This is a genomic window from Marinobacter shengliensis (assembly GCF_030297115.1).
GTDB lineage: Bacteria > Pseudomonadota > Gammaproteobacteria > Pseudomonadales > Oleiphilaceae > Marinobacter > Marinobacter shengliensis.
The window spans coordinates 76,415-95,370 of the sequence record NZ_AP028062.1 but is presented as its reverse complement, the minus strand read 5'-3'; the positions used below and the strand labels follow the sequence as shown (position 1 = coordinate 95,370).

17 protein-coding genes are annotated in these 18,956 nt (G+C 60.7%); 8 read left to right on the top strand and 9 right to left on the bottom strand.

Annotated elements, in window-relative coordinates:
* The first annotated feature begins 4 nt into the window (after nucleotides 1-4).
* The 5 genes from QUE75_RS00395 (at nucleotide 5) to QUE75_RS00375 (ending at nucleotide 6,631) form a co-directional block, all read left to right on the top strand.
* Complete coding sequence (locus tag QUE75_RS00395; RefSeq protein ID WP_286252880.1) at nucleotides 5-1,417, top strand: DUF2868 domain-containing protein; 1,413 nt, start codon at nucleotides 5-7, stop codon at nucleotides 1,415-1,417.
* Nucleotides 1,414-2,844 (top strand): GTPase/DUF3482 domain-containing protein, encoded by a 1,431-nt coding sequence (locus QUE75_RS00390; protein ID WP_286252878.1) that lies wholly within the window; start codon nucleotides 1,414-1,416, stop codon nucleotides 2,842-2,844. The genes QUE75_RS00395 and QUE75_RS00390 overlap by 4 nt, the downstream gene beginning before the upstream one ends.
* Nucleotides 2,845-2,894: 50 nt before the next feature.
* On the top strand, nucleotides 2,895-3,290 hold the full coding sequence (locus tag QUE75_RS00385) for an ectoine synthase (RefSeq protein ID WP_008176749.1): 396 nt from the start codon (nucleotides 2,895-2,897) through the stop codon (nucleotides 3,288-3,290).
* An 11-nt stretch (nucleotides 3,291-3,301) separates the two neighbouring features.
* On the top strand, nucleotides 3,302-4,492 hold the full coding sequence (locus tag QUE75_RS00380) for an MFS transporter (protein WP_286252869.1): 1,191 nt from the start codon (nucleotides 3,302-3,304) through the stop codon (nucleotides 4,490-4,492).
* A gap of 69 nt (nucleotides 4,493-4,561) precedes the next feature.
* Nucleotides 4,562-6,631, top strand: coding sequence for a site-specific recombinase (locus tag QUE75_RS00375; protein WP_138437354.1), 2,070 nt, complete (start codon nucleotides 4,562-4,564; stop codon nucleotides 6,629-6,631).
* Nucleotides 6,632-6,803: 172 nt separating this feature from the next.
* Here the strand turns inward: QUE75_RS00375 and QUE75_RS00370 are convergent, their stop codons facing one another.
* Nucleotides 6,804-7,979, bottom strand: a complete 1,176-nt coding sequence (locus QUE75_RS00370) for a type III PLP-dependent enzyme (protein WP_061331369.1) — start codon at nucleotides 7,977-7,979, stop codon at nucleotides 6,804-6,806.
* A 171-nt stretch (nucleotides 7,980-8,150) separates the two neighbouring features.
* Nucleotides 8,151-8,969, bottom strand: a complete 819-nt coding sequence (locus QUE75_RS00365; RefSeq protein ID WP_286252865.1) for an ATP-grasp domain-containing protein — start codon at nucleotides 8,967-8,969, stop codon at nucleotides 8,151-8,153.
* Between the two features lie 147 nt (nucleotides 8,970-9,116).
* Between QUE75_RS00365 and QUE75_RS00360 the strand changes: the two genes are divergently transcribed.
* Together QUE75_RS00360 and QUE75_RS00355 are read left to right on the top strand one after the other, a co-directional pair.
* Nucleotides 9,117-9,488, top strand: a complete 372-nt coding sequence (locus QUE75_RS00360) for a DUF6746 family protein (protein ID WP_286252862.1) — start codon at nucleotides 9,117-9,119, stop codon at nucleotides 9,486-9,488.
* A gap of 72 nt (nucleotides 9,489-9,560) precedes the next feature.
* The gene (locus QUE75_RS00355) at nucleotides 9,561-10,415 is read left to right on the top strand and encodes a translation initiation factor eIF-2B (protein ID WP_286252860.1); all 855 of its coding nucleotides are present in this window, start codon (nucleotides 9,561-9,563) and stop codon (nucleotides 10,413-10,415) included.
* Here QUE75_RS00355 and hrpB read toward each other — a convergent pair.
* From hrpB to QUE75_RS00320, 7 genes are all read right to left on the bottom strand, one after another.
* Nucleotides 10,369-12,843, bottom strand: a complete 2,475-nt coding sequence (gene hrpB, locus QUE75_RS00350) for an ATP-dependent helicase HrpB (protein WP_286252858.1) — start codon at nucleotides 12,841-12,843, stop codon at nucleotides 10,369-10,371. The genes QUE75_RS00355 and hrpB overlap by 47 nt on opposite strands.
* A gap of 374 nt (nucleotides 12,844-13,217) precedes the next feature.
* A complete protein-coding gene (locus QUE75_RS00345; RefSeq protein WP_286252856.1) occupies nucleotides 13,218-14,420 on the bottom strand; it encodes a YbfB/YjiJ family MFS transporter in 1,203 nt (400 codons plus the stop codon).
* A gap of 126 nt (nucleotides 14,421-14,546) precedes the next feature.
* On the bottom strand, nucleotides 14,547-15,209 hold the full coding sequence (locus QUE75_RS00340) for an SCO family protein (protein ID WP_286252854.1): 663 nt from the start codon (nucleotides 15,207-15,209) through the stop codon (nucleotides 14,547-14,549).
* Nucleotides 15,210-15,243: 34 nt separating this feature from the next.
* Complete coding sequence (gene cyoE, locus QUE75_RS00335; protein ID WP_058091858.1) at nucleotides 15,244-16,164, bottom strand: heme o synthase; 921 nt, start codon at nucleotides 16,162-16,164, stop codon at nucleotides 15,244-15,246.
* A complete protein-coding gene (locus QUE75_RS00330; RefSeq protein WP_286255740.1) occupies nucleotides 16,161-17,219 on the bottom strand; it encodes a COX15/CtaA family protein in 1,059 nt (352 codons plus the stop codon). Before QUE75_RS00330 ends, cyoE begins: the two co-directional genes overlap by 4 nt.
* Nucleotides 17,220-17,283: 64 nt before the next feature.
* Nucleotides 17,284-17,925: a hypothetical protein gene (locus QUE75_RS00325; protein ID WP_061331375.1), complete on the bottom strand. Its 642-nt coding sequence runs from the start codon at nucleotides 17,923-17,925 to the stop codon at nucleotides 17,284-17,286.
* The gene (locus QUE75_RS00320; RefSeq protein WP_286252849.1) at nucleotides 17,906-18,643 is read right to left on the bottom strand and encodes an SURF1 family protein; all 738 of its coding nucleotides are present in this window, start codon (nucleotides 18,641-18,643) and stop codon (nucleotides 17,906-17,908) included. Before QUE75_RS00320 ends, QUE75_RS00325 begins: the two co-directional genes overlap by 20 nt.
* Before the next feature lie 96 nt (nucleotides 18,644-18,739).
* Between QUE75_RS00320 and QUE75_RS00315 the strand changes: the two genes are divergently transcribed.
* Nucleotides 18,740-18,949 carry a twin transmembrane helix small protein gene (locus QUE75_RS00315; protein ID WP_061331377.1) on the top strand — a complete coding sequence of 70 codons (210 nt, stop codon included), beginning with the start codon at nucleotides 18,740-18,742 and terminating at the stop codon, nucleotides 18,947-18,949.
* Nucleotides 18,950-18,956: the final 7 nt, after the last annotated feature.

Sequence of the window (18,956 nt, the reverse complement as noted above, 5' to 3'; positions counted from 1 at the left end):
CTGCATGAGCCACCACCCCCTTCGTCTGCTGCTGGAGTTTGATGACCGCATCCAGCGCGACAGGGAGCAAGCCCCCGCCTTTCTGCACCGCCGGGACCGGCGTTTTGCACTGGACTGCGAACAGCAGGGCATTCGCCCCGACGCAGCGGCCTGGCTGGCACACATGCAGCGACTCAGCGGCCCCGGCAGTGCAAGCCAGGCGAACCACAAGCTCGAGTTGCAGTGGCAACGTATCCAGCGTGGTTTTATCGCAGCCGGGACACTGTTCGGGGTGATTACCATGGCCGGCCTGCTGTTCTACGATGGCGGCCAGCGCATCAACATCACGGTGTTCCTGGCCTTTGTGCTGCTGCAGCTGTTTCTGGCTGTCGCAACCACCCTCCAGGCGGTCGCCGGCTGGCAGCCCTGGGCTTGGTTGCAACGGCGGTTGCAGCCGCAACTGCCGGGGCAAACCCTGGCACAATTGCAACCGCTGTTGATGGCCCGTGCCGCCCACGCCGGCGGCACCGCGTTCGCCACCACCGGGCTACTGACCCTGCTGGTGTTGCTTGTGATTCAAGACCTGGCCTTTGGCTGGAGCACCACACTCGACACGGCCGCCGGCGGGTATCACACACTGGTGCAGGCGCTTGCCACCCCCTGGGGCTGGCTGTGGCCGGCGGCTGTGCCGTCCCAGGAACTGGTCGAGGCCACGCGGTTTTTCCGGGCTGCTCCGGATAGCCCGGACACACCCCCGGCGCAATGGGGCCAATGGTGGCCATTTGTCGTCATGCTGTGGCTAACCTGGGTGCTGGTGCCCCGCTTAATGCTTCTGGCTTTCAGCCATTGGCTGATCACCCACAAGGCCCGCCGGATTCTGCAACAGCATCCCGGCATGCAAGCGCTGGCCTGGCGTATGGAAACCCCGACCCTGGACACCGGCAACCAGCACAACGACGCCGACGACCTCCCCGACACCACCACCCGGGCCCGGACCGTCGAACTATCAGACACGGACCATATTGTCTGTTGGGCCGGTGCCGGTGAGCCGGAGTTACCGCAACAACTACTTGGTAACCAGACCCAGATCCTAAAGGCCGGGGGGCGCGCCTCTCTGGAAGAGGATGACCGGGTGCTGGCAACCCTGGCGCAGGCCCTGGCAGAGAGCCCGGAACCCAGCGTTATGGTGGTTACCCGCAGCTGGGAACCCCCCACCGGCGAGCTGCACGACTTCCTGGACCATGCCCGGGAGCAGTGGCCAGGGAATACCCGTGTACTGGTGCTACCGCTGGCCTCCGACGCCAACCGCGCACCAGCCGACCACTTGATCCAACCCTGGTTGCGATTTACCGAGCGCCTACCGGCGGGCTTTGCCCAGGTCACCGTGCTGCCGTCCGTGCCGGATAACCCCTACCAGACCGGAACCGAAAGCCCATGAACCAGCAGCCGGTTTTCGCGGTGGTCGGCCACCCCAACAAAGGCAAGTCCAGTGTGGTGGCCACCCTGTCACAGAACGACGCCATCGCCATCGCCCTGGAACCGGGCACCACCCGGGCCCGACAGGCCTACCCGCTCAGTGTTGATGGCCAGCAGCTGTACACCCTGGTCGACACCCCCGGCTTCCAGCGACCCCGGCGGGTACTGCAGTGGTTGGAAGCCCACAGCCTGTCGGCCTCCGACCATCCGGAAACCGTCCGGGCGTTCGTGCTCCAGCACCAGGGCGATGATCGCTACGTGGATGAATGCGAATTGCTGACACCCGTTATCGAAGGCGCCGGCATCATTTACGTGGTGGATGGTTCCGTGCCCTACAGTACCGAGCACGAGGCGGAAATGACCATCCTGCGCTGGACTGGCCGGCCAAGCCTGGCCCTGATCAACAGCATCGGTGATGACGACTACAGCGATACCTGGCAGGCCGCACTCGGCCAGTTCTTTCAGGTTGTCCGCAAGTTCGACGCGGTTCGCGCCCCATTCGAGCAGCATCTCAGCCTGCTCAAAGCCTTCGGACAGCTTGAACCGGACTGGGAGCAGACCCTCGCCCGGGCCACCGACCTGCTGGCCCAGCAACGACAACAGCGCCGCCACCAGGCCGCCGGCCTGATCGCGCGAGCCCTGGAAGACATGATGGCCTATCAGGAGAAGCGCACACTCACCCTGGATCAAGTGGCCAGCATCAGTGATGCTTCCCTGGCTGAAACCCTGCGGGACCGCTGGTATCGGCATCAGCGCCAGCGCGAACAGACCCTGCGGGTGAACATTGAACACCTGTACCAGCATCAACGTATCCAGCGCCAGGAGGCAGAGCTGGAATGGGCCAACCAGCACGACCTGTTCTCCGAAGACACCCGGAAACACTGGGCGGTCAGCAAGAAGTATCTGGCCGGGGCCGGCTTTGGTGCGGGTGCGGTCGGGGGTGCCGGCATTGACGCCGCGACCTTCGGCACCTCCCTTGGCGCCGGAGCCCTGGTGGGTGGGCTGATCGGTGCCGCCGGCAGCTACTTTTACGGTGACCGGCTGCTGCTCCCGGCACTGAACATCGGCCCCCTGAAAGACGGTTTGAAAAGCGCCACGTTCGGCCCCGTACAGGACAGCCAGTTCGGCTATGTTGTATTGGGCAGGGCAGTAGATCACTGGTGGCACATCAGCCACCGGAACCACGCCGGACGGGACCTGCTGGAGCTGGAACCAGCCGATCAGCACTGGCTGGAGCGGCTCGATAAACACAGTCGCCGGGAGATCCAGAAAGCCTTCGACCGTTGTCGCAAGCAAAAATCTCTCGGCCACCAGCAACGACAGATTCTGGCAACCGCCATTGAGCATGCCATGATGGTTTACGACGATTGGCGGTTGAATCGGCCTTAACCGGCATGTTTATACTGTACGGCTATTCCATCACACAATGAGGAATGCGAATGAAAATTGTACGAGTGCAAGACATTATCGGTACCGAGCGCGAAGTCACCGGCCCAGGCTGGACCAGCCGCCGCATGCTGCTGAAAAAAGACGGCATGGGTTTCTCGTTCCACGAAACCATTATTCCCGCCGGTGCTGAGTTGAACCTCTGGTACAAGCATCACCTGGAAGCGGTTTACTGCGTTGCCGGTAACGGCAAAATCCTGGATAAGGCCACTGGTGAAACCCACGAGATCACCGATGGCACCCTGTATGCACTCGACAAGCACGACCAGCATACCCTTTACGGTGGCACCGAAGACATGCGCCTGATCTGTGCCTTCAATCCTCCGGTCACCGGCCGCGAAGTACACGACGAAGACGGCGCCTACCTGCCCGACACCAGCGAAGACTGAACCCGCTGGTCGTGACAACCCCCTCGGCAACAACTGCACCGCCATCGCCAGCCAGGCTGCTGCCGGTGGCGGTGCTGCTTTGGCTGGCCGGTGTTTACCTGAGAATTCCGGTACTGGTGGCACCGCCACTGGCGCCATTTATTTCAGATGAACTAGGCCTTACCCAGGCCCTGACCGGCGCCCTCACCACTTTACCCATCCTGATGCTGGCCATTGGCGCCATGCCTGGCTCCCTGGCCATTTCCCGCATCGGCCCCAGGAATACCCTGGCCATGGCCATGGTGATCATGGTGATCGGCTCCGCAGGTCGCGGCCTGGTGCCGGACACTACCACGCTGATGGTCGCCAGCGCGGTCATGGGGCTCGGCGTCGCCATGATGCAACCGGCATTACCGGCTTTGCTGCCACGCTGGCTGGCGCCCCATCACCTGGCCATCGGCTCTGCCATCTACATGAACGGCATGTTGATGGGCGAATTCATTGGTGCCGGCATCACATTACCGGTGCTCATGCCATTGCTGGATAACAGCTGGCGCGCCACGCTACTGGTGTGGTCGTTACCGGCACTTCTGGTTGCCGCAGCCCTGTTTCTGCCCAAGCGGGACCTGGCACGGCCGGTGCGCCGCAGCGCCTGGCTGCCAGACTGGAAAAACCCGCTGACCCTGCGTATTGGCCTGCTGTTGGGCTTGTCCGGCTCCATGTTTTTTGGCCTTAACGCCTACATGGGGAACCTGCTGGCACAGCAGGGGCATTTTGAGAAGCTGGCAGACGCGCTTTTCTGGTATAACTTTGCGCAAGTGGTGGCCTCGCTGCTGATGCTCAAGATGGCCCGATTCTGGGTAGGTAAGCGCAGCATGATCATCTTGATGGCGGTGCTCAGTATTGTCGGCACCAGCGGCACCATTGTCCTTGAGGGGTGGCCAGCCATATTCAGCGCCACCCTGATGAGTTTTGTTGCCGGTATCCTGCTGATTCTGCTGGTTGCGCTGCCACCACTGCTGGTACGCTCGGAGGAAACCGGGAGGTTGTCGGCCGGCACGTTTCTGGTGGGTTATACCCTGGCGTTTTCAGTGCCCATGATCGGCGGTCTGATTGCCGACTGGAGCGGGGATATACGCCACGCCATCATGGTGATGGTAGGGTACAGCCTGCTGGTGTTACCCATAGCCTTTACTCTGGATCTGCGCCGTCGACCGGCCTGAGTATCATCTGTCAGCAAACAAACATCGTATGGAAGCCGTTAAGCCCCATGCTCAAGCAAGGACTCTGTGTTGAAACTGGCCACCCTGATTAACCAGCTCGCGGATGAAGACACCAGCGCTCTGAAAACACTCAGCCTGGTGGTGGACTGGATTCGCCCGCAACGGGGCGAAACCGTCCACAACGCCGTTGACCGCATGAAGCAACTGGAAGGTGCCCTGACCGAGAACCTGGACGTACACCTGGCAGTGTCTGGCCGGCTGCAGGAATGGCTCGACCAGGCCCAGTTTTTCCAGTTGTTGTCTGGCCTGGGGCTCTATTCCCGCCGCGGCTTCCTGAAAGAAATCGGCGAGCGCCTGTACGAGCGGATCAACCCGGCCCCCAAAGACCGCAACAACGTCAAGAACGTGTTGTTTGTGGTGTTCCACCGCAAAGACGACGCCGAATGGATTCACCGCATCCCCGATGAGGCTCTGATCCGCCTGTTGACCACCCTGTGGCACTTTTCACCCTCGGCTCTGGAACGCACCCGGAACCGCATTTACAGCCAGATGCTCAACGCCCTGGAGATGATGTCCATCTGGGTCGCCGCCGAAGAACTCGAACCCAACATCCTGCGCTTGAACCCGAAGATCATCGACCGGGAATCCGCCTTCGTGGCCCTTCAGCGGGAAATTGCCGCGCTGGTGCAATCCTGGGGGCATGCCCTGCAGGAAAAGGAGTCCGTTGAGCTGGACGATGCCCACGCCCGGGTACTGATTGAACAATGCCGTGAAGAGATTGACCGACTGCAACGCAAATCCGTCACCGCCGGCTCCACCATGGCGCTGACCCACCTGCTGGAGCGGCTGCACCAGACCCTGGACCGGATTGAACACCTGCTGGATATTCTGGACCCGGCAGACCCGGTGAAGCGACTTAACCGATCCGTGGAACTGTTCAAGACCCTGGTCCAGGCCAGCGCCGAACGCCACGGCGTCAGAGCCTTGTGGCGCGCCAACCTGAGGCTGATGTCCCGCAGCGTCACCGAGAACGCCAGCGACCACGGCGAACACTACATTGCCGGCAGCCGTAAAGAATACCTGGCCATGCTGGCCTCCGGCGCCGGAGGCGGGTTTATCATCGCCTTCATGGCACTGATCAAGATCCAGATCCTCCAACTGGATCTGACCAAGGGCTGGGAAACCCTCTGGGTCAGCCTGAACTACGGCATCGGCTTCATGATCATCCACATGCTGCACTGCACCGTGGCCACCAAACAGCCCGCCATGACTGCCGCCAGCATCGCCGAAAAAGTCGAGCAGGGCGAGCAGGGCCGCGCCAACGCCCGCAAACTGGCAGAACTGCTGGTCCGGGTTGGCCGCACCCAATTCGTCGCCATCATGGGCAACGTCGCCGTCGCCCTGTCTGTGGCTTTCGCCGTTGGCTCGTTATACAGCCATGTGCAAGGCGTTCCGCTGATCAGTACCGAACGCTACGATTACATGCTCACCGGCATCCACCCCTGGCAAAGCCTGGCCTTGATGTACGCCGCCATCGCCGGTGTCTGGCTGTTCTTCTCAGGCCTGGTGGCCGGCTACTTCGACAACCGCGCCGCCTACCTGAACCTGGCCGAACGCCTGGAACAACACCCCCTGCTGCGCCCCCTGATGCCGCCGGAAACCCGCGCCCGCTTCGGCGCCTACGTGGCTGAACACTACGGCGCCCTGATGAGCAACTTCGTGTTCGGCGTGCTGCTCGGCGTCACCGGCTACATCGGCTACCTCCTGGCCCTGCCCATCGACATCCGCCACGTCGCCTTCTCCTCCGCCGACGTCGGCTACGCCATGTCCGTGTTCATCCCCGGCGCCAGCGACTTCGCCCTGTTCACCCTGTTCGCCCTGCTGATCGGCGGCGTCAACCTCATCGTCAGCTTCACCCTGGCCCTGAACGTGGCGCTCAGAGCCAGAAACACCCGGATATCCAGCTTCCCGAAACTGATCAAAGCCTGGTTCCAGGTGGTCGCTGAAAACCCCGTGGCGCTGATTTACCCGCCAAGAGATCCGCTGCCCGAACCGGACGACCTCAAAGAGGCCCAACCCGACAGCCCGCAAACCAAGGCCGAAAACAAAGAACAGCGCCAAAAGGCCCTGCAGAAATAAAAAAGGGCCGCCAAAGCGACCCACAAAACAGTAGCAAAATAAGACTTCCCGAACCGACCCGACAGGCCGTGGGGCGGGGAGGTCTTTTCCGCCGGAAAAAAGATGTCTGAGCGAAGCGAGTTGTTTTTTCCGGCGGAAAAGACCTCCCCGCTCCGCGGCCAGACTCCCAAACTCAGATGTAGTAGTCCTTCAACGGAGGAAAGCCATTAAACTCCACCGCACTGTAAGTGGTGGTATAAGCCCCGGTCGACAGCCAGTACATCCGGTCACCAATCGCCAGATTCAAAGGCAACGGGTACTTGTGGTGCTCATACATGATATCGGCACTGTCACAAGTCGGCCCCGCAATCACACAGTCCTCGCCCTCACCGGTCTTCTCAGTCCAGATCGGAAACTTGATCGACTCATCCAGCGTCTCGATCAGCCCCGAGAACTTACCCACATCGGTAAACACCCATCGGTGCAACGCGGTACGGGACTTCCGGGAAATCAGCACCACCTCACTCACTAACACACCGGCGTTGGAGATCAGCGAACGGCCCGGCTCAATGATGATCTCCGGCAGATCGTCACCAAAATCTTCCCGCAGAAAACGGGCAATTTCCTCTGCATACACCGCCAGCTCATTGGTGCGGGTGATGTAGTTGGCCGGAAAACCACCGCCCATGTTGATCATCTTCAGCTCAATGCCGTCTTCTTCCTTCAGGCGCTCAAAAATCACCTTCACTTTGTTCAAGGCGGCATCCCAGGCGCCGATTTCCCGCTGCTGGGAACCCACGTGGAATGACACGCCGTAAGGCACCAGGCCCAGATCGCGAGCCAGGATCAGCAGGTCCATGGCCATATCCGTCTGGCAGCCAAACTTGCGGGACAACGGCCAGTCTGCGGTCAGGGTGCCTTCGGTCAGAATGCGCACATACACTTTTGAGCCCGGCGCCGCTTTCGCGATGTTGCGCAGGTCGGCTTCGGAGTCCGTGGCAAACAGGCGCACGCCCTTCTCGTAGAAGGTGCGAATGTCCTTCGCCTTCTTGATGGTGTTGCCATAGCTGATGCGATCACCGGTCACACCCAGGCCCATCACCTTGTCCAGCTCATACACCGATGCGATATCGAAACAGGCACCCTTGTCCCGCAGCATGGTCAGAATCTGCGGCGCCGGGTTGGCTTTAACCGCATAGTAAACCTTGGCGTACGGGAACCCTTCCACCAGCTCCTCGTACTGACGGTCAATGGTCTGGGTGTCGATGACCACAAACGGGGTTTCCTTGCCGTCGGCAAAGTCCTTGATCCGCTTGAAGGTCTCGGCGCTGTAATAATCGGCGATGTCAGCGTTGGGGTTCAGATTCATGGGTGGTGTGTCCCTCCACAGGGTAAACGGGCATAAAAAAAGGGTAGCACAGCCTCGCCGTGTTACCCGTGAATAGTCGCGATCATCAGGCTTTTTTCTGACCACCGCAAATGCGCATATATACCCATAAATCCGGCAACGGAAACCGGACCTCTGGCAGAGAATTCTGTATCACACCGCCACCGGCCAAAGCGGCGTCGGCTCTGTCGGCCCGTCCGGATCCTGGGGGCAGCTCTGCCTGTTCAGATAATCCAGAATGGCCTCTTTTAGATCGCTGCCCTGGCCGAGCCCCTGGTTGCCAAACAGCCGGTTGAATTCCAGAACGTAGGGGTAGCCGTCAACCAGCGCTATATCAAAGCCGGCGTGGTCTACTCCCAACTCTCTCGCCAACCGCAGGGCCAATTCGGTGACCACCCCTGGCACCTCGCTGGTATCAATTTTCCCACCCCGGGCCACGTTGTTGTAGAAGCCCTGTTCCGCCTGGGTTCGCCAATAGGCCGTCAGCACCCGGTCACCCACCACCACAACCCGCACATCGCGGTCGATAGGCAAGTATTCCTGAGCATAAAGTACGTGGGTACGTTCGCAGTACCGGCGCCAGTCGTCCCGGTTTTCAATCAGCCACACTCCTTCGCCCATACTGGCCTTGGGCAGCTTAGCCACAAAGGGCAGGGCCATGGTGTCCCAGATCAGATCCCGCTCCTGGGGGCCGTTGGCTTCGATCAACGTCCAGGGGGTGTGTTCCGGTACTACGGTCTGGAACGCACGGGTCATCTCCACCTTGTCATGACCAATGCGGTAGCTGGCCTCGCTTGGAAACACGCGGCACTTGAGCCCATGGACCAGGGCGTTCAGTTGCCAGTATTCCGGGAACAGCACCCAGTCGGCGTCTCGCAGCAGGTCCTTGTGTCGAAGGAACTGCTCCGGCTTGAGTACTGTGGTGTCAGGAAAGCCAAGGGTACGGAAGATATCAAAGGAAACCAGGTGCATGGTGTCAGCGGCACTCCAGATAGGTTGCGCGCATTTTATACAGAATCCGGTTCCGGACAAGCTACCTCAGGAAAAATAATTGACCGGCGTCATGGACAGAGCGAATATAAATGATAATACTTTGCATTAACACAAAAGGAGCTACCCATGACCAAAAACCTGATGTTTGCCACCCTCACCTGCGCCGCCTTTGCATTCGGTGCCAACGCCCACGCCAGTGACGTCGAGCACTTCAAGGGCAAGCCCTCTGACACCCTGGAACAAGCGGTTAGCAACTTCTCGGAATACAACAATAAGTTGGAAAAGGTATTGGCCGGAGACATGACCCCCGAGGCCATGAACGAGGTCCACGAATTGACCTATACCCTGGAAAACGCCCTGGGCAAGATCAATGAAGAACTGCGCGAACTGGCGGATGTGCTGGAAGAAGTTCACGTTGCCTCCGAGCACGCTGATGGCAACGCTGTTAAAAAGCACGGGCAGAAGTACCTTAAAGTCAGTCGAGAAGTGATCAAATAACGGATTGCTGTTCCGGTTCTCCATCGCTGCTAACCTGAAGGCTACTCACCCGGTGAACACAGGTTAGTGGCGATGGCCGTTCTTGATCCGCAAGCGCAGGCACTGTTACAGCAGGTTGAACAGGATACCCACTCGGGCGCCAGTCAACTGGCGCTGACGACTCTGCGCCAGCTGCACCGCTACGTCGCTGAACAACCGGCGGCAATACAAGGCCTGGAACCGTTGTTGGCTGCCCTGGCCAAAGCCCGGCCCAGCATGGTGGTGATTGGCAACAGTGTCGACCGCCTGCAACGAGCACTGGCTGAGAATCTACAGTCAGCTGAAAGCGCCATTCAGGCATTAATCATTGAGCTCGAATCAGCCACCAGCCAGCTGATCGCCCACGCCCGCGCACTTGTACAACACGGCAACACCATCCTGACCCACAGCGCCAGTTCTGCGGTGCTGCAGTGTCTGACCGAACTGGCCCGGGATGGCGTGGAGTTTTCGGTGATCTGCACCCAAAGCAGCCCCGGTTTCGAGGGCCACGGCCTGGCCACAGCGCTGGCCCACCAAGGGGTTCCGGTCACACTGATTACCGATGCCCAGGTCGGTCTGTTTATGCCGAGAGCAGACCTTGTGTTCACCGGCTGCGACTGCTGGCTGGCGGACCATCACTTTATCAATAAGAGCGGCACGCTGCTTGTAGCCCTGGCCGCGCGGCATGCGGGAACGCCGTTCTGGGTATTGGCGGACACTTTCCGGGACAGCCCGGAAACCGTTGAGAGCATCCACCTTGAGGAAATGCCCGCGGATGAACTGCAGGGGCCCGCAGAGACGGGCATAACCGTGCGCAATATCTACTTCGAACCGGTGCCTGACAGCCTGGTGACCGGGCGGGTCAGCGAGCAGGGCGTTTTTTCGTTCCCTGCTGGGCCTGGGCGGTGAGTGGGTCGTCGGGCCAGGGGTGTTTGGGATAGCGGCCACGCATGTCCTTGCGCACCTCGGGATAGGCGTTTTGCCAGAAACTGGCCAGGTCGGCAGTGACCGCTAAAGGCCGCTGGGCCGGTGACAAAAGGTGAATCACCACCGGCACCCGACCACCTGCCACTTTCGGCGTTTCGGTCCAGCCAAACAACGCCTGCAGCTTGGCCGCCAGCACAGGGCCGTTTTCCACGCTGTAATCCAGGGTGACATTTTGGCCGGTGGGAATGGTAAGGGCTTTCGGGGCCAGTTCTTCCAGTCGCTGCTGTTGCGGGTAATCCAGCAGGGCGTTCAGGGCCGGAACCAGGTTGATGCCGGCCAGGTCAGACCAGCGCTTCATGCCCGCCATAAACGGCGCTAACCAGGTCTCCAGGGTGTCCAGCAAGGACTGGTCGCTGATCTCCGGCCAGTCACCGGGAAACTGGCCGGCCAGTAATCTCACCCGGGCAACCCACTGGCGTGCTGCATCGCTCCAGGGCAAGCTGTCCAGACCTTTACGGCGCACCGCGTCCAGCAGGCCCTGCTGAACCAGTTCCGGGGCCACCTGATTCAGCGGTTTCTCCGCCAGCACCAGTGCCCCGAGCTTGCGGACCCGACGGGCTACGATGGTGCCGCGTTTGTCGTCCCACACGGCTTCCTTACGTTCTTCAATATGGTTAGACAAGTCCTGCTCCAGGTCTGCGAGGTCGACCGGTGCCGCCAGATAGATGGTTGCTTCCCGGGCCTTGCCATCCAGTTCCGCCGCCACCAGCCAGTCCTGCCTGGCCAGGGGATCGTCCTCCCGCAACACCGCACCCTTGCCGTTGCTCAACTGATACCGAGGCATGGCCCCTGAGCGGCGGCGGGCAATACGGTCCGGATAGGCCTGGGCCAACACCCGCCCAACGTCGGTTTCCGAGGGTAGATCCTGAGCCAGCTGGCCACGGCACAGTCGCTTTGCCGCCTGCCGAACCGCCTGCAACTGTATGGTGTCCAGGCCGCGATGACCGCGCTCCCCCCGCAGCACCCGAATCCGTTCATGCAAATCAGCGCCTGAGCCTGGCCCGAGCAAATCCCGCTCCTCCAGCAGCGCGGCCAGCTCTGCCGCCAGCTGGCCCAGCCCCAGGGCACGGCCTTTGATCACCATATGGGCCAGGCGCGGGTGCAGACCCAGCTCCCGGGCCGCCTTGCCGTGGTCGGTGATGGCGCCCTCGGCATCCAGCAGATCCAGCCACTGCAATAACGCCACCGCCTGCTGCCAGTGCGCTTTTGGTGGTGTATCAATCCACACCACCTGCTCCGGGGAACGGGCCCCCCACTGGGCCAGTTCCAGCACCAGCGGCGCAAGGTCGGCTTGCTGGATTTCCGGCGGCGTGTAGTCCGCCAACCCGAACTGCTCCGACTCACTCCAAAGCCGGTAACACACCCCCGGCTCAACACGACCGGCCCGGCCCTTGCGCTGCTCGGCAGACGCCTTCGATACCCGCCCGGTCACCAGGCGCGTCATACCGCTGTTAGGATCAAACACTGCCCGGCGCTGCTGGCCGGCATCAACCACTACCCGCACGCCTTCAATGGTCAGACTGGTCTCGGCAATCGCTGTGGCCAGCACAATCTTGCGGGTACCGTCCTGTGCCGGCGAAATCGCCCGATCCTGTTCTTCAGCTTTGAGATTGCCATACAACGGCGCCAGCACCACGTTATCCGGCAACTGACCCGCCAGCTGCTGCGCCACCCGGCGAATCTCCCCGGCCCCGGGCAGAAATACCAGCATGGAACCGGTCTGTGCGCCCAAGGCCTCCTGAACCGCCGCCACTATCTGGTCCACTATCCGGGCATTACGGGGCAAAGGGCGGTAAAACACCTCCACCGGAAACGCCCGCCCCTCGCTGGTGATCACCGGTACATCCCCCAGCACCCGGGCAATAGGCGCGGTATCCAGGGTGGCCGACATCACCAGCAATCGAAGGTCTTCCCGCAGGGCCTGCTGGCTTTCCCGCACCAGCGCCAATCCCAGATCAGCTTGCAAGGAGCGCTCGTGAAACTCATCAAACAGCACAGCGGCATAGTCTTCCAACATCGGGTCGTTCTGAATCAGGCGCGTCAGAATGCCCTCGGTCACCACCTCAATCCTGGTGCTGCCTGACACTTTGGTATCCAGGCGAGTCCGATACCCCACCGTCTGCCCCGGCGCTTCCCCAAGCTGCTTCGCCATATACCGTGCCGCCGACCGCGCCGCCAGCCGCCTGGGCTCCAGCATCAGGATCTTCCGGTTGTCCCGCCAGGGGGCGTCCAACAGAGCCAGCGGGACCCTTGTCGTTTTACCGGCACCCGGCGGGGCCTGCAGTAAGGCTGTGGTGCCTTGGTTCAGGGTTTGTTTTAGCTCTGGGAGTATGTGTTCTATTGGAAGCATGGGGTGTGGTTGGGTTTAGCCTGGGAGTTTTGGGGGTGGCGCGGGGGTGTTTAGGTTTTTTTGGCCGAAAAAGAACTCGCTTCGCTCAGACACCTTTATTCGGTCAAAAAAACCTAAACACCCCCACACCCTGCGTAACTTTAAGGGAATATCCAGAGGTTACCATGGTCATACTTGGGTTAAGCCGCTTACACCGTCAAGCTCACCCAGCAAATTATCTTTTTCAGCGGAACCGCCGTGGTCAGCTAGAGCGGGGTGGTGGGGTATTTTTTTCCGCCGGAAATGAATGTCTGAGCGCAGCGAGTTTCATTTCCAAGGCAAAAAATACCCCACCACCCCGATCAATCCCCCACAACCCGCCGTCTGGGGCCAAATCAAGACCGCGAACGCCACAAGTCAGCCCGGGGCACAAAGAACGCAAACAAAAGCCCAAACGCCAGCGCCGCCACCCCAATGCCAAAGGCAGACCCCAGGGTACCGCCCGCATCCAGCCATTGTTTCGTGAGCCATGGCCCAACCATCTGGGTGAAACCATAGAGCGCCACCATCGCCGCCGACAACCGGGGCCCCTGATGAGGATGCAACGCCCGCCCGATACGCTGGGTCAGCAGCACCGTACCCAGGAACGTGCTGCCTACCAGGGCTGCACACAGGACCAACCCCAAGGCCCCAGGCCAGACCACCGCCGCCAGCACCCCCGCCAGCTGGATCAGGAAATTCAGCCTCAATGCCGGCAGATCCCCCATCAGGGCCCCCAACTTGTTCCAGAGCCAGGGTGCGGGAATGGTAAACAGGGCTACGATCACCCAGGTGCCGTCCAGTAGCCCGTGGCCCTGGGGCAAGGTCATCTTGGCCAGCAGCGGCAGGAAGGTCATCGGCAGGATGTACCCAAGGCCAGCCCCGGCATAGGACAGGAACAACGGAATACTCGCGCGATCCAGTAACGGGGTATTGCTGACCACCTGCCCGGAATCGTCGTGCTGGCGCACCGGTACGTCCAGCCTGCGCAGCTGCATGGCGCCCCACCAGGCTATTGGTATCGACAACACCGCCGCGGGCCACCAGCGCTCGGCGCCTTCAAGCAGGGTCGCAGAACCGGTGACCAGTCCGCTGGACACCAGCAGGCCGATGCCCACACCGATATAGACCAGGCCGCTGAGCGAGGCCCTGTTGCGCAACACCAGCCACTCCAGTATCAACGCGGGCGCCTGCACGAACACAACGCCGTTGGCCACGCCGTTCAGCCAGCGGCTTGCGGATATAACTGTGAGGTTGTCGGTCTGGGTGACCACCAGTGTGGTGACCACATGAATAGCCAGGAACAGCGGCAGCATGACACGGATCTGGTCAATCCGATGCCAGCGAATGGCCAGCATGGCGCCCATCAGGTACCCAAGATAGTTCCAGGTGGCGACGGCAGCGCCATCCGCTGCGCTGAATTGGCCGTCTGCAACCAGGTAGGGCAACAGCGGGGTGTAAATAAACCGGCCAAGACCATGCACCACCAGCAACACCAGGGCGCCGGCGGTCAGGACGGTAAACAGCTGTCTTGGGTCAGCAGAGTGCGAGTTGGTCATAGCTCAGCCCGGAGGTCGTGTCGATCAATGAAACGGCCGAGCAGTGTAGGTCACTACCGATTAATTGTCAGTGTGACTTTCGCAGGATAGGGTCCAGCCAGCTGGCCCGCCGAACGAGCCACGGGCTCAGGAGCCGGGGTTGCGGTTCCTGGCCCACTGGGTGATGCGCTGATAGGCCTGGGCCAGCTCCTGGGGCTTATGGGGCGGTTGGATCAGGGCCTGAAGCTGGCCCTCGGGGTTAAGCAAGGCGAAGTGACCACTGTGGTCCACCAGCAGTTGCCCGTCCACCTCCCGATGAACAAACACGGCGCTGACACTCTTGGCCAGTTCCCGCAGGGTCTCCAGGTCGCCGGTCAGGCCATGGAAGTTTTCACCGAAAAAGCCGGTGTAGGCTTTCAGTTGTTCCGGGGTGTCGTGTTCCGGGTCGGCCGTGACCAACAGGTAATCCGGTTTGGGCACATCCGCCGACAACAGCTTGTCGGTCTGGCGCAGATTCGCCATGGCCGCCGGGCAGATATCCGGGCAGTTGGTGTAGCCCACAAACACAAACGTCCACCGGCCCTTCAGGTCATCCCGGGTAACGGTTTCACCCTGTTCGTTGGTGAGGGTGAACTCCGCCAGGGGGCGCGGCTGCTCGTACACATAGGTGTTGTACTGGCTCAGGTCCGGCGCCGCCACTGGCGATTCACCGGCTCCTTTCAGGAACACCTGCCGGCCAACCGTCAGGCCGAACACCAGCATGACCACCAGGAACAAGACAAACAACGTGATGCGTAACGATCGCCCCATTGGGCCTCCACTTTATAAACCCGGAAACTGTCAATCAAAAATAGACAAAATGATCCACCAGCAGCACCACAAATAGCGCCATCAGGTAAGTGATGGAGTATTTGAAAGTGTTCAACGCCACCCGCCGGTCATCGCCCTTCAACAATCGGATGGCGTATTGCAGGAACCTCAAGCCTAGTGCCAGTGCACCGATCAGGTATATACCACCTGACATCCCTGTGACAAAAGGTAGCAGGCTGACCGCCAGCAACATCAGGGTATACAGCAGAATGTGCAGCTCGGTGTACTTGTTGCCATGGGTCACTGGCAGCATGGGAATACCGGCCTTGGCGTATTCCTCTTTACGGTGAATGGCCAGGGCCCAGAAGTGCGGCGGGGTCCAGGCGAAGATGATCAGTACCAGCAGCAGGGCGTGCCCCTCCACCTGACCGGTAACGGCAGTCCAGCCCAGCAAGGGAGGCATAGCCCCCGCCAGGCCACCAATGGTGATGTTCTGTGGCGTGGCCCGCTTCAGGAACAGGGTGTAAACCCCGGCATAACCCACCAGTGAAGCCAGGGTGAGCCAGGCCGTCAGTTCATTCACCTGCCAGACCAGCACAATCATGCCCACGGCTGCCAGTACGGTGGCAAACAACAGGGCATCAATCGCAGCAATCCGTCCGGTGGCCACCGGGCGCTTGCGGGTGCGGGCCATCACGGTGTCGATCTTCTGGTCGACGACGTGGTTCACAACGGCGGCGGCCCCTGCCAGCAGGGCAATACCCAGGTTGCCATACAGCAGCACACCCCAGCCGGGCACGCCAGGCGCCGCCAGCAGCATGCCAATAACCGAGGTGAGGATCATCAGCGCAACCACCCGGGGCTTGGTCAGCTCCAGGTAATCCCGCCAGGAAATGGATTTGCTCAGGGAACTCGCATGCTCCTCGGCCGGCAGCGCTTTGACTTGCTCGCTCATGCCGTTACCTCCCGATTTATGGTTGTTGTATGGGTTGCGGGGGATGTTTCAGATTGTGGTAGCTGCCGATGTTGCCAGATCAGGTTGACCACAGTCAGCAGCAGTCCTGCCCCCATGGCGTTGTGGGCGACGGCAATAGAAAGTGGAATGTACAGCCACACATTGGCCAGGCCCAGACCGATCTGCACCGTAAGCGCCGCCGCAACCAGCGCGATGCTCCGGTCCAGGCCGCTATCACCTCGGTTCCGCCACAGTAGCGTCAGCAGGACGACAAAGTAGCCGAGTACGATAACCGCACCCAGGCGATGGGTAACATGAATCGCTACTCGGCCATCCGCCGTCAACTGCCCCCCCAGATAGTTCGGGCCAACCTGCTGTGTAATGTCAAAGCCATGCTGGAAATCCATACCTTCCGGCCACCATTGCCCCTGGCAGGTAGGCAGGTCCGTGCAAGCCACGGCGGCATAGTTGGCTGCGGTCCAGGCACCCAGCGCAATTTGCATGATCACCAGCATAAGACCACCGTACAACCAGGGGCGCAGGCGGGCGAGGGCCGGCGATGCTGTGCTTGAAGGGGCAGAGCCCCGGGATCGTTTGCGCAAACGTAGCGTTAGCAATAGCAGCAGAGTGAGCGTGGTGAACCCACCCAGCAAATGCAGGGCGACCACCTGTGGCCAGAGTTTGAGGGTCACAGTCCAGGCGCCAAACGCGCCCTGTAAAAGAATGAAGGCAGCAATGAACAGAGGCAGTTTGACCGGCACACCCGCCCGGCGGTGGCGTACCGCGGTGGCGGCCAGACCAAACACCACCAGGCCCAGTATGCCTGCAGCGTAGCGGTGGATCATTTCCGGCCAGCCCTTGGACACATCCACCGGCGTCTCGGGGAAACGGGCATTGGCGATGGCAATGCGGGTTTCACTCTGGGGCACCGTCAGGAAGCCGTAACACCCCGGCCAGTCAGGGCAACCCAGCCCGGCATCCACCAGTCGGGTCCAGGCACCAAGCATAATCACCACCACCGCCAGCAGGCAGGCAGCGGTGGACCAGCGGGCCATTTTCTTAACCGTTTGAGCAGATTGCTCCCGGGAAAACTGTTGCGTCACGTTCCGTTCTCCCTGGTCAGCCAATCTGCGACAACTTCAGCAAATGCTTGAGGTCTTTGAGCATTTGCTTGCCAGTGTGCTCGGTGCCGTAATGCATCATCACGTTACCGAAAGGATCGATCAGCAAGATCCGGGGAGCTGTCTCGGGTGACACGCCAGTGGGCCAGGCCGCTGCCGCGCCGGGTGCCGGGCGCAGTCGCTCCATGGAGCTGTACTCTGCCTGCCAGCGTTGCTCGAGCCCGGCTGGCACAGAGCCCAGCGCTGCTGCCCGGCTGACCCGAGGTGCATTTTTGCCAAGGGCGATGTTTACCTGGCGGGCCAGATACAGAAGCTCCTCACAATCGGTGCCGCAAGTACCTGAGACCACAAGCATAAGCCAGTTAGGGTCGACCTGATCAGCGCCGAAGCGCTCTGCCAGCGGCACCCCGTTTGAGGTTTCCAGATTCAGTGCCTGCACCGGCACCGGCGGCATCAGGAGTTCGCCTTCGTTGGTATGACCAACCGGATTCAACCAGCCGGTATAAAACATGATGGTGGCCAGAATCATCGGCCCAAAACCCACTGCAAACAGCAGCAGGGCGGTGCGCCTGCCACGACGAACCTGTTCCGGGCTGAGGGGGTCCTGCCCGGTCACGGAATCAGCCGTTGTCGTTGTCATTATCGGCTCCTGTCTTTCGGATTCTTTCATTTTTTTTATAACTCGCCACTAACGTCAATATAGTCAGTGCTGCAGCAAGCGCAAACCATTGCACAGCATATCCGTAGTGGGTCTGTGGGCCCATTACATCCGGTGCATGATCGGCGCGGTAAGCACCGGGCTGCTCGGAGTCTGAGAGCTTGAGGATCATCCCGGCCGGACTAGCCACCGTGTCTTCAACAGTGGCTGCAGGTAATGCCTGTACCCGTCTTGGCCAGCCACTGGCTGGGCCCGTATCCTCAGCCAGCACGGGGGGCACCGGATAATCATCCAGCCGTCCCTCCAGGGTAAACAGTCCGCCCGGGGTGTCGATTTCCGGCAGTTGATCCCGAGTGCGGGGGCCGCGAACCCAGCCACGATTGACTACCAGTAACGGCCCCTCTACCGGCGTAAACGCGGTTAACACCTCGTATCCGGGCACACCATCACGGGTTCGGTTATCCAGCAGCCAGGTGTATTCGGTATACCAGCCGGTCAGAACAACCGGCTGCCCTTTCTCTAATCCGCCTGAGACCAGTTCTGGCCAGTCGGCCTGGCTGGCCTGTTGCTGCCAGGCCGCCAAAAGCAACTGCTTTTCCTCGGCCCGGTTGAGTTGCCAGACTCCCAGGCTCAGGAGCACGGGCAACAGCAGCCCGCTGAACATCAGCAATCGCCAGTCAAACTGCCATCGGCGATTCATCAACCGCACCTACCCATGCTTTGCTATAGTGATATCAGGTTCCCATCGTGCACCGGGGACTCTGTCCATAAAACCATTCAACAACAGGGACACCCCATGCTAAAACTTCTTATCGTCGTACTGCTGTTGGCGGTTATGGTCAGCCTGTTCAGTGGTCTGTTTTTCCTGATCCGCGACGGTGGCAAAACCAGCCGGGTGGTGAACTCCCTGGCGGTTCGGGTGGCGTTGAGCGTATTGCTCATTGCCGTGGTTCTGACCTCCCTGTGGACCGGAGATCTGGTGCTTAACCCGACCCCGGTCCCGTAATGACCAA